Origin of the sequence: Candidatus Planktophila limnetica, assembly GCF_002288365.1 — a bacterium.
Lineage (GTDB): Bacteria > Actinomycetota > Actinomycetes > Nanopelagicales > Nanopelagicaceae > Planktophila > Planktophila limnetica.
Window position 1 is genome coordinate 947,361 of the sequence record NZ_CP016782.1, and the last position, 15,880, is coordinate 963,240.

Consider the following 15,880-nt stretch of genomic DNA (forward strand, 5'->3'; position numbering starts at 1 on the left):
GATGGTGGTTGGTGGTTAGAGATTCTTTCGAATTGTTGTTTCGAAACCTTCGACGTGATCGCGCATGGCTTTGGCTGCCGCCTTGCCATCATTGGCCGCAATCGCTTCAAGCAGAGCGCGGTGCTCGATAATTGCATCCGATAGCTCTTCTACTTGATCCAGTGCTAAAAACCAGATGCGAAGCGCGTGGGCGTAATAGTTATCAAGGGAAGTTGCCAAAAATTCGTTGTGCGTGCATTCATAAATATGGTGGTGAATTCTCTGATCGAGTTGAATGAGCGTTCGCATCTCAGGTTTGCCCTTGATTGCATCAATTTCTTTTATTAATTCAAGAGTGATGGCGCGATCTGATTTTGTTGAACGAAGGGCTGCTAACTCGGCAGCCTTGATTTCAAGAACAGCGCGAACTTCAGAGACTGCAGCCAAGTTTTCAACATCAACGTTGGAGACAAACATTCCACGGCGAGGAAATACTTCAACGAGTTTCTCATTAGCCAAAATACGAAGTGCTTCACGAATAGGTGTGCGCCCGAACTTTAATTTAGCCATCAATGTGGCTTCAGAAATAAGTGAACCTGGTTCCAATTCCAGAGTAATAATTTTTGAGCGGATAACTGCGTAAGCTTCTTCGGCTAATGACGTGCTTTCAGGACCTCGGGTAAGGATCTCTTGGGAGGCGACGCTGCTCATGGAAGGGATCGTATATCAGTTGTATACGAATGAATAGCCTCCTAGAGCAGGTATTTGGCGAAGAGCCAGGCGCTGGCGCCTAGGCCGGTGACCAAAACCAGCCCCTTATAGAAATTTGGATTCATGCGGGTGGCCCCTCTTCCGCCCAGGGTTCCACCCACAGTTGATCCAGCCAATAGCGCGAGCACAAATGGCCAATGTACTAAGCCACTGAAGATGTAAATAACGTTGGAGACAATGCTGGTGCATCCAACGATCAAATTCTTGGCCGGATTTAAATCCAAAGTTGTGCGGCGAGCATCTCGCGCAAGGACTGCAATGACCATGACGCCTTGGCCGGGACCAAAATAGCCACAATAGAAACCACTGGCCGCAATTCCGATGTTCTCTTTTACTTGTAGGCGTGGGTCAATTTTTGGCTTGACCTTGATTAATAAGCTCAATGTTGCAAAGAGAAGTAAGAACGGAACTATTTTTTCGAAGAGCTCTGGTGGCACATTTATCAAGGCCACCGCTCCAAGAATTGTTGCAGTGATTGAGATCCAAATTAATTTGGCATACTCGCGGGCAAGCTCTTTTATTCGATGTCGAATAGATATGAGTGCAAAGAAATTAGCTGGCGTAATACCTATTGAATTTGTCATCGCCGCACTCACTGGTGAGATTCCTGTGGCAAGCAATACCGGAAATGAAATAACTGATGCTCCCCCAGCCATTCCGTTGATTACACCTACTAGCAAGCCAACGGCTGCAATAAGCAGGAACTCGAGCATGCTTTAGTTTAACTCGTGAGCAGTGATTAAATCCTCTGGTGTATCAATATCTACTAGCGCGGCGGCATCAACGCTGACTTGATCAATAATGAGTAAATCGCAGAGAGCACGCATAGATTGACCGTGAACATCACCTAGTTTTGTCAGTGCAACGAGCAGTGCGTCTCGTCGATATATTCCACAGAGCGGTTGCTTAAATCCTTGTGAATCAACTGGCATTGCCACATCGTTTTTAATTGCTTCAAGAAGTTGTGGAAACAAGGATGAGCTATACGGCATATCAACTGCAGCAATTGCTACGTACTCGGTATTTACCTCCTGTAAGCCACGTGCAATACCTGCAACCGGCCCGCCCAATGAAGGTTGCTCAAATACATCTTTGCCAACAATGACAGTCTTAATATCTGCAGGAATGAAACTAAGTACATGATCTAGAAGTGTTATCCCGTTTAGTAGCGCTTGTGATTTATCAGAGCCAAAACGTTTGTTCGTGCCACCAGATAAAACGATGACGCTCCACGTTTTCATGTGTAAATAATAGGTCTATAAAAATCATTGCCCGCCGCACTCCTTAGAACAGGTAAAAGGAGTGAAGCGGGCGTTGATTTGTTAACTAAATTAGTTTCCTGAGGAGAAGGCAGCATCAAATGATGCAGCTGATGGTTCGATCGCACACATCTTGCGAATGAACTCAAGTGATTCAGGTCCACCAATTAAACGATCCATTCCAGCGTCTTCCCACTCAACTGAAATTGGACCGTTATAACCGATTGCATTAAGCATGCGGAAACATGCTTCCCATGGAACATCTCCATGACCAACAGATACGAAGTCCCATCCGCGTCGTTGATCACCCCATGGAAGATGAGAACCTAAACGACCATTGCGACCGTTTAGTTGTTTAACAGACTCTTTGCAGTCCACGTGATAAATGCGATCTCTGAAATCGGATAAGAATCCAACTGGATCAAGGTCTTGCCAAACAAAGTGACTTGGATCGAAGTTCAATCCAAATGCTGGACGATGCTTAATTGCTTCAAGTGTGCGAACTGTTGTCCAATAGTCGTAAGCAATTTCTGATGGATGAACTTCGTGTGCAAACTTCACGCCCACTTCATCAAAGACATCCAGAATTGGATTCCAGCGATCAGCAAAGTCCTTGTATCCAGCATCAATCATTGCTGGTGGTACTGGTGGGAACATTGCAAGTGTGTGCCAAATTGATGAACCAGTGAAACCGATAACAACTTTAACGCCGAGCTTTGCAGCCGCGCGAGCAGTATCTTTCATTTCAGTTGCGCAACGTTGACGTACGCCTTCTGGATCTCCATCGCCCCATAGACGTGCAGGCAAAATTCCTTTGTGTCGCTCATCAATAGGATGATCACATACTGACTGTCCTACAAGGTGATTAGAGATTGCATATACCTTGAGATTGTGCTTTTTTAATATTGCATGACGACCCTCGATATATCCAGGTTCGTTGAGTGCGCGATCAACTTCAAAGTGATCACCCCAACATGCAATTTCTAATCCGTCATATCCCCACGATGATGCAAGGCGGCACATTTCTTCAAATGGCAGATCAGCCCATTGACCGGTGAATAGCGTTACTGGACGTGGCATTTTATTCTCCTTCTATTTCACGTTAGTGAGTTGTGATTTATTTTCTGCACTTGCTTCAACCGCATCAAGAACCTGCTGAACGTATAAACCGTCAGCAAACGAAGGAGATGGGTTTGAATTCTTATCAATTGCAACAACGAAGTCATATACCTCGTGGGTAAATGTGTGCTCATAACCAATGATGTGTCCCGGTGGCCACCACGCTGCAACATATGGCTGCGCACCATCTGTTGTCAGAATCTTTCTAAATCCTGCTTCAGATGAAGCTGTGGTGTGGTCGTGGAATAACAATTCGTTCATGTCTTCAAAGTTGAAGTACAAACTTCCCTTTGAGCCGTTAACTTCAATGGACATTGCATTCTTACGACCGGCTGCAAAGCGCGTTGCTTCAAATGTTCCAATAGCGCCATTTTCAAAGTTGGCAGTAAATACTGCGGTGTCATCAACTGTTACCTGCCCACGACCTGCAGATGTTCCAGCAGTTAAACCTGTGTAAGCCGCTGGTAACGGACGTTCCTTGATAAATGTTTTTAGTTGTCCGCTTACTGATGTGATCTTCGAACTTGTTAAGAAATAAGAAGCATCGATGATGTGAGCTGCGATATCACCGAGGGCTCCAGAACCTGCAGTCTTCTTATCTAAGCGCCACACCAATGGGAATTCTGGATCAATAATCCAATCCTGTAAGTAGTTGGCACGAACATGGAAAATTGTCCCAAGTTTTCCACTATCAATAAATTGTTTAGCAACTGCTAAAGCAGGCACACGCCGATAATTAAAGGCAACCATAGATTTGGTTCCATTCTTTGCAGCATCTGCTGCGGCATCTGCCATCGCCTTTGCTTCTTTACCATTGTTTGCAAGTGGCTTTTCGCAAATCACATGCTTTCCAGCTTTAAGAGCGGCAATTGCAATTTCTTCGTGTGTATCTCCAGCTGTGCAAATATCAATAACATCAATATCGCTTCTGGCGATTACTTTCTTCCAATCAGTTTCTGCTTCGTTCCACCCAAATGTCACACGAGCGGCTTCAAGAGCATCTTTGCTTCGCCCGCAGATAACACTCATCTCAACTTGTGGAGCATCAGGGAAGAAGTGATTAACGCTCCTCCATGCATGTGAATGCACTTTTCCCATGAAGCCATAGCCAATCATTGCAACACGCAAAGTCTTTGACATTTTCCTGACTCCTTTTTCTTTTTAAGCGACCCCGAGATATTTGTTTTGTAAATCTGCGCTAGAGCGCAATTCCTTTGATGAAACCGTTGCTTGTATTTCACCATTAGAAAGAATGACGATTTCATCGCACAGATTTGATGCAAACCTAAGGTTTTGCTCGATCAATAAAACTCGTTGACCTTGAGCAACCAAATCTCGTAGCGAGTTACCGAGGTGCTCAACGATTGCTGGTGCCAAACCTTCTGAAGGTTCATCCATCAATAGAAGTGTTGGGTTAGTCATCAATGCACGACCGATTGCAAGCATTTGTTGTTCTCCACCAGAGAGCATTGCTCCCCCATTTTTCTTGCGTTCTGCAAGACGTGGGAATAATTCGTAAACTTTTTTCGCACTCCATTGGCCATTGCGTTTTTCAAGAATGCGCAAATGCTCATCAACTGTCAGTGATGGAAATACTCGACGGCCCTGTGGAACATAACCAATTCCTGCATTGGCAATCTTTGTTGGAGATAAACCAGTTAGTGTGACATCTCCGTAAGTAATAGTGCCTGCAGTTGTTGCGTTTAATCCCATGATTGCTTGAGCAAGAGTGGATTTGCCCATTCCATTTCTGCCCATGAGCGCAACGGGTTTATCTGAAACTTTTAGATTCACGCCATGAAGCACGCGCACATGACCATATCCAGCCTCAACGCCAGAAATAATGAGATCACTCATGATTGCTCCCTAGGTAAAGATCACGCACTGCAGAACTATTTCTAACTTCATCCGGTGAACCTTGCATAAACATTGTTCCATCGTGCATAACGATGACTTCATCGGCAACGGCCAGGGCCACAGCCATATCGTGTTCGATCAAAACTAGAGTCATTTCTTTATCTAAAGATTTAAGTAGATCTACAAGACGACCGCGCTCGGTTGGACTTATGCCAGCTGCTGGTTCATCGAGCATCAAAATCTTTGGGCGCATAGCTAGTGCCATTGCAACTTCAAGTTGGCGAGATTCACCGTGTGAAATATCTGAAACTAAAACATCTGATTTCTTGAGCAGATCAACTCTTTCGAGAATAGAAGTACTTTCGGTGCGTAATCGATCAGATTCTGAGGGATTTGCTAACCAGCTAATTTTCTTTTCTCCCAAAGCCTGTCGCAAAGAGGTGTACAGATTTTCACGCACTGTTAGACCCTGGAATAACTTTGAAGTTTGAAAAGTACGCGCAATACCTAACTTAGCCCGGCTATAAGCAGGCTGTTTTGAAACATCTTGTCCGAAAACTGAAATAGATCCACTGCTCAAAGGGTAAACACCAGTAATTAAGTTAAAGAGTGTTGATTTACCAGCACCATTTGTTCCAATAATTGTTAATCGCTTTCCGTGGCTGACATCAAAGCTGATGTCAGCCACGGCGCGAATACCACCAAAGTTACGTGAAACAGCGCTCAGTGATAGAGCGTGTGTACCGGCTTTAGTGGTTGTTGACATGTTTGTTTACTTCACGTCCGCACAAGAGTTAACGCGACCGAAGACCTTAGTTCCTTGAGCGACCTTATCTTGACGCTTAAGTGACTTAGTCTTGAATCCACCCTTGCCATCAGAAATAACCTGATAGATGAAGTTAGAAACAATTGCGTTGCGGTTCTTATCCATTGAAAGTGGACCTGTTGGTGTATTCCACTTTAATGTTGAAAGAACCTTGCGGTATGCAGCCTGGTTGTTTGAAAGGTCACCCTTTACTGCAACAAGACCTGCAAGCATTGACTTAGCTGATACATATCCAAGAACACTGAAGATGTTTGGTCCAGTGCCAGCTGCAGTGAGCTGTGCCTTGAACTTGTCGTATTCAGGTGTTGAATATGAATCATCAGGAACTGGTCCGCCACCAATGGTGTTAAGTACTGCATCACCAATGTCAGCCTTGGATCCAAGAACTGTTCCATCAACGAGGATTGCTCCACCGATCAATGGCTTAGTAATACCGAACTGAACAGCTTGCTTCAAGAACTGAACAGCGTCAGCTCCACCAAGTCCTGCGTAAATTGCATCAATATCTTTTGGAAGTGCTGCAATTTGTGATGAGTAATCTTTTGTACCAAGTGCTGGCCATTGTGCTGCAACAATTACTCCGCCTGACTTACAGAAACCAGTAGCAAAGCCACCAGCGTTTGCGTAAGGGAATGAGTAGTCATCAGCAATGATTGCCACGCGCTTGTAACCAAGTGTCTTGTAAGCGATTTCACCTACACCACCTGACCACTGAGCAGCATCTCCGTGGAAACGGAAGAAGTTCTTTGATGGTTGCTCATTTGTAGCTTCTGATGCTGAGCCAGTTGTGTTGATGAAAGTTACCTTTGGATACTTCTTTGACAGACGCGCAATTGCAACGCCTTCGTCACCTGAAAGTGGTCCAAAGAGAATGTCTACTTTGTCCTTCTCGATAAGCTTCTTAGCTTTTTCAAGAGCTAGTTGTGGAGTTGCATCCGTTGCTTCTTCAAGAATAACGATCTTCTTTCCGGCAACTGTGCTTTTGATTTCCTTCAGTGCAATGTTCAGACCAATTGTGATCTGAGGTGCTCCACCAGCGAATGGCCCAATGGTTGCATTGAGGTATCCGATTTTGATGGTACCAGCGGCTTGGCTTGAGGGTGCTGTTACTAAGCCAGCTGCAAGTACACCTGCTACAACGCCAACAATGGCGGTGCGGCTTATACGTTGTGCCTTCATGTATCTCCCCTGTTCGGTTTGTAGTTGAAGATTTTCTTCAACCGTTGTGTCGGAACTGCCTGACGCTAGTTCTGAACAAATCTGTCTTCACTAGAAGACAGAAACTTAGATGTGCATTCATGCTGATGCACCAGCTTTTTTCCCACGTCGTGCACGTACCTGTGCAGAAATTCCCATTAGTCCCTGAGGTGCAAGCATGAGGACCACAATGAAAAGAATTCCTGTTGCGCCCACGTAGTACTGAGTAAAGTCTTGAATAATTGCTTCAAATACGGCGATCAGAGCTGCACCAACAAATGCACCCCCGAGATACGTTGCGCCACCCACTACAACAATTACGAGCAAGTCGATGGAACGAATTAATCCGACGCTATCTGGTGAAATATTGGTGACGTAGAAAACGCCCATGACCCCAGCAATGGATGCAATAAAGGATGAGAATACAAATGCAATCATCTTTAGTGGCATAGTGCGATAACCCATTGAAATCATTCGATCTTCATTGTCGCGAACACCTTTGAGTGCAATTCCAAATGAAGTTTTCTCCAGGAATTTACAGAGGGCAAAGAGAACTACGGCAATTCCAAGGAATAAGTAATAGAGCGGCTTTACATAAGCAAAATCCATGCCAAAAATAATTGGGGCTGGAATGCTGTTGATACCTGTGTGGCCACGTGTTATTTCTTGCGCTTGATTAGCAAATGAATAGAGTCCAAGTGTCACGGCAAGAGTGAGCATTAAGAAATACACGCCTTTTGTTTTGAGCGCAATCCATCCAATTAACACGCCTGAAAGTGTTCCGGCCAAAATTGCTAAAGGAACGGATGTTCCGAATTTAACATTGTGTGTAACTGAACTAATCGCAACGATGTATCCGGCAACACCTGAGAAGAAGAGTTGGCCGAGTGACATCAGTCCAAGATTGCGATTAAGAAATGACATACTCAAAGCCGTTACGCCGAGCCACAGTGCGCGAGCTCCACCACTTGATACCCAGAAATCTGGATCTGGTGTGATGAACGGAAATGCCAAGGCCAGTATTAAAACAACGGCGTACATGATGCGTTTTCTGTTCATTGTTTCTTCCCCAAGATTCCCTGTGGTCGAAACGCCAAAATCAGAATAAGCATTGCGAATGTGATAATTCCGGCAAATGTTGGGAAATAGCCAGTCGCAAATTGACCAATAACTCCAACTAAAAATGAACCAATTGCTACACCACCGATGGAACCAAGTCCGCCAATGATGACTACTTGAAGTGAGAAGAGTAAATAGTCACCATCTGTGCCCATACCAAATGAGTTTGTGGTTCCACCTACGGATCCAGCAAAGCCAACCAGTAAGGATCCTAGGAAGAAGATCCAGATAAACACTGCCTTCACGTTGATGCCAAGGGCTGAGACCATCGTTGTGTCATCTACGCCTGCGCGAATTATTGCGCCGTAGCGAGTCTTTGAAATGAAGACCCATAAGCCGATTGCAACAAGGATTGCAAGCATCAGTACGAAAATTCTAAAGAATGGATATGAAAGACCAAGACCTGGAACCGGCACCGAGAATGAAACACTCTCGGGAATATTTGTTTGGTAATAATCGCCGCCAAATATTGCAAGCATTGCTTGAGCAAGTACAAGTGAGACGCCCAGCGTGATCAGAGCAACGCGGAGCTCTTCATATTGAAACTTGCGAAGCAATAAAACATAAACAAGCGTGCCGAAAACACCTAAAGTGAGGGCGCCTGCAACAGCTCCATAGAACCAATTATCGGTTTTATCTGCGACGGTCCATGAGACATAACCTGCTAATAAATAGAAAGCGCCGTGCGCCAAGTTAATAACGCGCATCAAACCAAAGATCAGTGTTAATCCACTTGCAACAAGAAAATACAACCCAGCAAGGGTGAGTCCATTGAGAAAAGTAAAAATGAATTGCGTCATCGATACTCCTCTCTCGGGGTACTCCACCTTGTATCTACACCTGTATACAAGTGGAGAGGCTGGGGGCAAGTCAATGGAATTTGCCACAAATTTCGGGCGTTATTCATTCGTTATTCAGCCTTGATTCCCAAAAAACGGCGCCATCGAAGCAACAATCTCGTGCATGTTTCCCCGCAGGTGGCCGAGGTGGCCTTCCACTGATTTGTTGATGGCGTTCATGTCTTTCCCGATAATTCCTTGTGCGATTTCTTTGTGCTCATCTGAACATGTCACAAGATCGCGCGCACCAGAAACAGAGCGCGCCCAGAAACGTTGAATACGTTGGCGAGTTACTCGTGAAACTTCAGCAATCATTTCATTGTTAGCTGCTCGCATAATTGTTTCATGGAAAATTTTATCGTGAGCAATCCAGCCATCACGATCTCCTTTTGCTGCAGATTGAGACATGCTTGCGGCAGCCTCTTTAAGAATCTGGGCTCCTGCATTATCAATATTCTTGGCTGCACGTTGGAACATGTATGTATCACACAAGATCAAAAGATCTATCGCTTCATCAACATCTTTTGCTGTCAACATTGCGACAGTGAAGCGACCTGCTTCACCGCGCTTAACAATTCCTTCGGTTTCTAAACGCTTGAGTGCTTCGCGAACTGGTGTTCGACTGACACCCAATTCTGCTGCTAATTTGTTCTCTGAAATTTGAGAGTTAGTTGGAATCCGAAACGATGTAATGGCAGCAATAAGCCACTCGTAAGCGTCAGCACCAAGGGACTCCGAAGTTTTCGGATCCAACTTAGCTATGACTTTCTTTACTGCCATTACTTTTCTCCTCTGTTATTAAACTTATTAATCAGACGCGATTAATAAATTCTCTGTTTTTGACATTAACTGGAACCTTCATTAGTTCAAGTACACCCTTTGAAACGTGAGAGCTAAAGCGATGAAATGCTTCTTCTCCCTTTGCTTTTGTCGCGCGCATTGGGTTACCGATGATTCCGTTATCAACAAACTCGTGGTGATCCATAGGGAATTGGAAGTACTGATAACCCTCAAACTCCACATCTGGCATACCGTCATCTTTTGAAAATGATTTAGGCAAGAACGCTGGCGTATGTGCGCGTGTATCTACTGCGCGTTCCATACGAACTAACCCATCATTCCAGGCCATATCTTGTGAAGTTTCGAGCTCACTGGAGTGCCAACCTGGTGTCTCTTCAGGCGGGTTTTCCATGAGACCAGCAAGTACGCCTGTATAACGCTCCATGTAAGGCTTTACGAAACCTATGAGTGCATTGGTTTCATAACGCAATTTACGAAGTACAGGATCAACAACTTTGATGTTCGAGCCATGACCATTAACAAAGATGATTCGGTTGAATCCATGGTGAATCAATGAACGTGCAACGTCATACATCAAGTTATTGAGGGTCTCGGCACGAACTGTGATTGTTCCGCGACCTTGACCTGGTCCATACATGTGTTGTGGTGAATAACCAGTCCAAATTGGTGGTGTGTGCAAAATACCAATTTGTTCAGATACGCGAGCAGAAACTTCTACTGCTGTGATTGTGTCTGTGTACAACGGCAAGTGCGGTCCATGTTGTTCTGTACTAGCCATTGGAACAAGCACGACATCTTTTTCTGCTAAATACTCATTGATGTCTACATAAGAGAGATCGGCAATATTCCATGAACGGAACTTATTGCGGAAGACGTCATCCCCCGTTGTGATGTGTGGAACTTTTCTTGGGGGCGTTATGTAACTGGTCATCTGGGCTCCTTTGGCTTATTTTTCTCGTACGCTGATTAGTGCTAGAAAACGTTGTGCAACTGCAATACCAAACTCATCAGAGTTAGCATGCAAAGGTAACTTCTCAACTGATATGTCTGAGTTGAGGTTCTTCATAAGCTCTGTTTCAAATGTTGCATCTGCATCTCTATCCCAGAAAACACCGCCAGGAATATTTGGAATTGAATAACCTTCGCCAGGAATAACAATTTCAATTGGACCTTTAGCCGTATTGGCACATTCAGCAAAATATGCACCTATCTTGCCCATCTCTTCTCTGGTACAACGAGCAAGCGCGAACTCTGGATTGTGATCATAAATTGGGCGGTTCTTAAACTCATTTGTTATCGATGTTGTGTGATGCACAGAAAAATCAACACATGCAGGAACAAGTATTTGTGGGATACCAAGTGGGCCTACGCGCTTCATGCGACGTGGCCCGCCATAGTGAATTCCACCAACGAGAGTTCCAACGATTTCAGATGGCGTGAAATCAATAACGCCTACAAATTGGCCAGCTTCTGCAAGTTCTTCCATCGCAGGTCCGCCCACGCCATTTGCATGAAATGTGACAACTTCAAATCCTGATTTTTCTAACTCTTTTTGTAGCGCCATCACAGCTGTTGTTGTGTTACCCAACATGGTGACTGCGACGTACTTACTGCCTTCTGGTGGCACTGTTAATTCGTGACCGTGATTTACAAGTCCTGCCATCGCTGCAACCGCGTTGTCATAAATTGTCTTTGAAATATGGTTCAAACCTAAAATGTCGATCACTGTATGCATCACCAACATGTCACTTGTTCCAACGAGTGGACCAAATTCGTGACGACCAGATGCAATTGGAGATAGAACTAATTTTGGAACACCAATGGGCAAACTCATTAGTGCACCGGCTCCCATAACGGAGCCCTCAGCGCCACCGATACCGATGGCGCCGAGGACCTGTCCCTTGGAATGAAGTTCCGTTACTTTTTTGATTACAAAAGTTCTCATTCGTTCCACTGCGCGCCCGCGAGTTCCAGAATTCTGTAACTCGTGCAGAGTGATTCCACCAAAGATTGCTAAGTCCTCGTGAGAAATATCAGGAGTAATTCCGAGTGGTTCACCCAGAATTCCCGTATCAATCACAGTCGTCTTAATTCCGAGACGGTTTAAGCCATCTCGAATATAAGCCGCTTCAGGACCTTTAGTATCTAAAGTGGCGATGATGAGAACTGATTTGCTCACGATGATTAAATCAAAGGAAGCAAATGCTTAGCGTTCTCTTCAACCAGCCAGTCATAGAACGATTCTGTAAGAATGTTTGAACCGTGGTCGATGATGAACTTAAGTTGTTCTGGACTGATATCCACGTTATCGAAGTTTGTTTCCAAAGCATTCTTATAGTGGTTAGCAGGAGTGCGATCGATTGGAGCAACGAACTCTGCTGTGAGTGCGCCGTCATAACCGATGCTCTTGAGTGTTGAAATTACTTTCTTCCAGTCATAATCACCGTGACCTGCAGGCATACGATTGTTATCAGCAACGTGGAAGTCGGTCAGGCGACCCTTTGTGCTGCGAATTGCTTCGTATAGATCTGCTTCTTCGATGTTGATGTGGAATGCATCAAGACACACACCACAATTTGGACCAGTCGCCTCAGCCAGAGCCATTGCTTGTTCAGCTCGGTTAATGAAGTACGTTTCAAAGCGATTAAGTGGCTCAATTGCTAAACGAACTCCAGCTTTTTCTGAGTGCTCATAAATTTCTTTCATGGACTCAACGGCCCACTTCCACTCTTCGTCGGCAGTCGCATCGGCAACAATCTTTCCAACTGTTGCAGGCACGATTGTCATTTCATATCCATCGAGTTCTTTAACCATAGTGATGCAGTCTTTTGTGTACTGCACTGACTTGGCGCGCTGTCCGGAATCTGCTGCAACGAGATTTCGCTCGCCGAGCATGAGAGTTACAGAACCCCAGCACTTAAGACCATGGTCATCAAGTAATTTCTTGGTGTCCTTACTTCCATTCTGTCCGAATTGCTCTGGTTCACCGCTGATCTCGATGCTCTTATAGCCATACTTGGCTAGACGCGCGATTGTCACCTTAATAGGTTCTGCGCGCATCCAGTTATGCATTGATAGATGCATGATTCTCCTTTCAAAAAGAATCAGAGGGTTTCTAGTAACGCCCGTTCTTCGGAGGTCCGAATCCAAGTTTTCCTGGATTCAGGATTCCGTCCGGATCCCACGCGTCTTTTACTCCAAGGAGTAAATCAAATGCGGCGCCATGCTGTACTCGCATGAAGCGCCCGAGCTTTAACCCAACACCGTGGTGTTCATTAAGTGAACCCCCGTTATCGAGGCTGGCCTTAATCGCAGCATCCCAAACTCGGTCGTGAAGAGCAATAGCTTCTTGAGGATCTTCTGGTCCATTATCAATATAAAAACGATCGTAAATCATTCCGCCCCATGGGAACCAGTGTGAAAAATGTGCGGTGTAGCGCGCTTTGTATTCAGAGAAGCCTTCTTCAATAACTTTTTTCTTCGCCCAATAAATCTTTTCTAGATCTTCAAAGCGAGCACATGTATCTGTCGTGCCAAAGACCTGCGGTGGCGCAGGAATATTGCCGTGCTTAAATGGTTCGTACTTACCGTCCCACCACATCTTGCCGATTTCAGGACCATATGACTTTCCACCAACTGCTTCGCAGAGTTTTGCAATCTCAGAACTTTCAAGTGCTGTGAGTGCTTTTTTACCATCGCACATGATGATGAGTAATACACCTTCTACGCCCAAGTTAAGCCATGATGAAAGTTTCGCGCTATCTGCTTCATCGTATAAGCGAATAACTGCTGGACGCCAACGATCTGTCATGATGCGACGGGCAGCTTCGATTCCTTCAGAAATATTTTTAAATCCGTAGGATAAGAACTCCATTGACTCTGGGATTCTTTCAATCCGCATAGATGCCTTGGTAATAATTCCAAGTGTTCCTTCAGAGCCAACAATTGCTTGCATAATGCCAGGACCAGATGCATGGTTTGGAACTTTCATCGTTTCCACAAGTTTTCCTGGTGGGACGGCTGCTTCTAATTGCAAAACTAGATCTTCTGCTTTTCCATATTTTGTTGAAACAACGCCAGATCCGCGAGCTGCTAAATAACCACCGAGTGTTGCACCGAAGTGAAAAGAGCCTGGGTAGTGCGGCATTGTTAAACCTTTAGCGTTAAGAATTTTCTCAAGCTCTGGTCCTTCAATTCCTGCTTCAGCAGTAACAATCATTGAAACTTCATCAATGTGCAAAACTTTATTGAGTCGGCGAAGATCCATTGCGATACCCCCGTAGATCGCAAATGTTCCACCTTGTGTACCTGAACCACCTCCGCGGGGCACAACTGGAATTTTGTATTCGCATGCAATACGCAAAACTTCTGCGACTTCTTCTGCAGTTCCTGGACGAACATAAATATCTGCAGTTGGTACAGGCAAAGACTTGTACTTGAGGTATTGCGAAATCCAAGACCAATCAGCAGATTGTTCGTGTAACAATGTTTCATCTGTATTTACATTCTCTGGTCCCACAACTGATGCAATCTCACGTTGAACCTGCGCAATTAAATACTGATCACGAATAGTGCTCTGGTCTAAGTCTCGCTTTTGGTACACCCGACGCCCCCTTGTTCCCTCATCTACCCTGTCTTCGTATTCCAACTTGTATACAAGTAAGGATGTTATGTGCCTCTTCCACCCCCGTCAAGGGTGTGGGCCAGAGTATTTTCAGGCGTTCTTAGGCGAAAATTTTGCCCGGATTTAAGATGCCTTTGGGATCTAAGGCCTTTTTGATCGAAAGCATGACTGCCATTGAGCCTGGGCCAGCCTCTTTTTCAAGGGATGAAATCTTGCCCGCGCCAATTCCATGCTCGCCCGTGCACGTTCCACCCATATCAATAATCGCATCAGTCATGTGGTGGGTGAGATCTCTAACTGCAGGTAACTCTTCGGGTTTATTCGGATCAGTAATTATGAAGGCGTGAAAATTCCCATCTGCCACGTGACCAAGAATCGAAAATGGAAATGCAGATTGGCTCAGAATTTTCTCAGTGAGCGCAACGGCTTCAGCTAATTTAGATAGCGGCACTGCAGCATCTGTACTTATCGCGCGCTTACCTGGATGCGCCGAAATTCCTGCCCAATATGCATTGTGACGTGCTTGCCATAATTTGCGACGAGCGCCTTCTTCAGATGTCCATTCAAAGTTTGTTCCGCCAAACTCTGCAGCAATTTCTTGAACGACGTGTGCATCCTCCTCAACGCTACGTGGGCTTCCATGAAATTCAAAGAGCAGCGTTGGAGCTTCTTCTAAATTAAGGCCATCATGGGCATTAACATTTTTTATGCATTGTGCGTCTAGAAATTCGCAGCGAGCAATTGCAACTCCTGAGCGCACAACTGCAATTGCTGCTTGGACGCCATCTGCCAAAGTTGGAAAGCGTGAGACTGCTGCAGCCATTTTTTCAGGAATGCCAAATACACGAAGAGTTATCTCCGTAACTATTGCCAAGGTTCCTTCTGATCCAACAATTAAACGTGTGAGGTCATACCCAGCAGATAACTTACGTGTTTCGCGCCCTGTTTCAATAATTGTTCCATCGGCTAACACCGCGGTTAATTTGAGAACATTTTCTCGCATTGAACCGTAGCGCACAGTTGTAGTGCCTGCTGCACCTGTTGAAGTCATTCCACCAATAGTTGCATCAGCGCCAGGATCAACAGAGAAAAACAAACCATCTGATGAAATCTTTTTATTCAGCGCCATGCGCTTTACACCTGCTTGCACACGAACAGTTAAATCATCTGGACTTATCTCAAGGATTTTGTCCATAGCGCTGAGATCTAATGAAATGCCACCAAAGAGTGGAAGAACATGGCCTTCCAGAGATGTTCCTGCGCCAAATGCCACAACTGGAATATCGTGGGAGTTGCAGTACTTTAAAACATCAGAGACTTCTTGCGTTGTGTGAACAGTAATAACTGCAGATGGCTTCACTGGTGGAAATGCTGATTCATCTCTGCCATGTAAATCTAGAACCGAATCATTTGTTGATATGCGACCATCAACGAGGGCGCCAAGTGCTGCTATTTGGTCAGTGGTTAGCTCTATACGTGTGCGCATTTT

General features: G+C 45.1%; 16 protein-coding genes. All 16 read right to left on the minus strand.

The features are described from left to right. Nucleotides 1-15: 15 nt before the first annotated feature. The 16 genes from PHILAsVB114_RS04955 to PHILAsVB114_RS05030 all read right to left on the minus strand — a co-directional run bounded on the left by PHILAsVB114_RS04955 (nt 16) and on the right by PHILAsVB114_RS05030 (nt 15,877). Nucleotides 16-690: a GntR family transcriptional regulator gene (locus PHILAsVB114_RS04955; protein ID WP_095698272.1), complete on the minus strand. Its 675-nt coding sequence runs from the start codon at nt 688-690 to the stop codon at nt 16-18. A 41-nt stretch (nt 691-731) separates the two neighbouring features. Beyond that, a complete protein-coding gene (locus tag PHILAsVB114_RS04960; RefSeq protein WP_095698273.1) occupies nt 732-1,463 on the minus strand; it encodes a sulfite exporter TauE/SafE family protein in 732 nt (243 codons plus the stop codon). A gap of 3 nt (nt 1,464-1,466) precedes the next feature. Further along, on the minus strand, nt 1,467-1,991 hold the full coding sequence (gene mobA, locus PHILAsVB114_RS04965; protein ID WP_095698274.1) for a molybdenum cofactor guanylyltransferase: 525 nt from the start codon (nt 1,989-1,991) through the stop codon (nt 1,467-1,469). Nucleotides 1,992-2,081: 90 nt separating this feature from the next. Beyond that, entirely contained in the window at nt 2,082-3,089 is a 1,008-nt protein-coding gene (locus PHILAsVB114_RS04970; RefSeq protein ID WP_095698275.1) for a sugar phosphate isomerase/epimerase family protein, read from the minus strand. 12 nt (nt 3,090-3,101) lie between these two features. Next, entirely contained in the window at nt 3,102-4,268 is a 1,167-nt protein-coding gene (locus PHILAsVB114_RS04975) for a Gfo/Idh/MocA family protein (RefSeq protein ID WP_095698276.1), read from the minus strand. Nucleotides 4,269-4,289: 21 nt separating this feature from the next. Continuing rightward, entirely contained in the window at nt 4,290-4,985 is a 696-nt protein-coding gene (locus tag PHILAsVB114_RS04980) for an ABC transporter ATP-binding protein (protein ID WP_095698277.1), read from the minus strand. Then, nucleotides 4,978-5,751: an ABC transporter ATP-binding protein gene (locus PHILAsVB114_RS04985; protein WP_095698278.1), complete on the minus strand. Its 774-nt coding sequence runs from the start codon at nt 5,749-5,751 to the stop codon at nt 4,978-4,980. Before PHILAsVB114_RS04985 ends, PHILAsVB114_RS04980 begins: the two co-directional genes overlap by 8 nt. Before the next feature lie 6 nt (nt 5,752-5,757). Beyond that, on the minus strand, nt 5,758-6,990 hold the full coding sequence (locus tag PHILAsVB114_RS04990) for an ABC transporter substrate-binding protein (RefSeq protein ID WP_095698279.1): 1,233 nt from the start codon (nt 6,988-6,990) through the stop codon (nt 5,758-5,760). Between the two features lie 117 nt (nt 6,991-7,107). After that, entirely contained in the window at nt 7,108-8,067 is a 960-nt protein-coding gene (locus PHILAsVB114_RS04995) for a branched-chain amino acid ABC transporter permease (RefSeq protein ID WP_095698280.1), read from the minus strand. Continuing rightward, nucleotides 8,064-8,927, minus strand: a complete 864-nt coding sequence (locus tag PHILAsVB114_RS05000; RefSeq protein ID WP_095698281.1) for a branched-chain amino acid ABC transporter permease — start codon at nt 8,925-8,927, stop codon at nt 8,064-8,066. Before PHILAsVB114_RS05000 ends, PHILAsVB114_RS04995 begins: the two co-directional genes overlap by 4 nt. A 114-nt stretch (nt 8,928-9,041) precedes the next feature. Further along, nucleotides 9,042-9,746, minus strand: a complete 705-nt coding sequence (locus tag PHILAsVB114_RS05005) for a GntR family transcriptional regulator (protein ID WP_095698282.1) — start codon at nt 9,744-9,746, stop codon at nt 9,042-9,044. Between the two features lie 31 nt (nt 9,747-9,777). Beyond that, complete coding sequence (locus PHILAsVB114_RS05010; RefSeq protein ID WP_095698283.1) at nt 9,778-10,698, minus strand: creatininase family protein; 921 nt, start codon at nt 10,696-10,698, stop codon at nt 9,778-9,780. Nucleotides 10,699-10,713: 15 nt separating this feature from the next. After that, complete coding sequence (locus PHILAsVB114_RS05015) at nt 10,714-11,946, minus strand: Tm-1-like ATP-binding domain-containing protein (protein ID WP_157906154.1); 1,233 nt, start codon at nt 11,944-11,946, stop codon at nt 10,714-10,716. 5 nt (nt 11,947-11,951) lie between these two features. After that, entirely contained in the window at nt 11,952-12,851 is a 900-nt protein-coding gene (locus PHILAsVB114_RS05020; protein ID WP_095698285.1) for a sugar phosphate isomerase/epimerase family protein, read from the minus strand. Between the two features lie 31 nt (nt 12,852-12,882). Next, on the minus strand, nt 12,883-14,370 hold the full coding sequence (locus tag PHILAsVB114_RS05025; RefSeq protein ID WP_157906155.1) for an FAD-binding oxidoreductase: 1,488 nt from the start codon (nt 14,368-14,370) through the stop codon (nt 12,883-12,885). A gap of 121 nt (nt 14,371-14,491) precedes the next feature. After that, nucleotides 14,492-15,877 (minus strand): FAD-binding oxidoreductase, encoded by a 1,386-nt coding sequence (locus tag PHILAsVB114_RS05030; RefSeq protein WP_095698287.1) that lies wholly within the window; start codon nt 15,875-15,877, stop codon nt 14,492-14,494. Between the last annotated feature and the right edge of the window lie 3 nt (nt 15,878-15,880).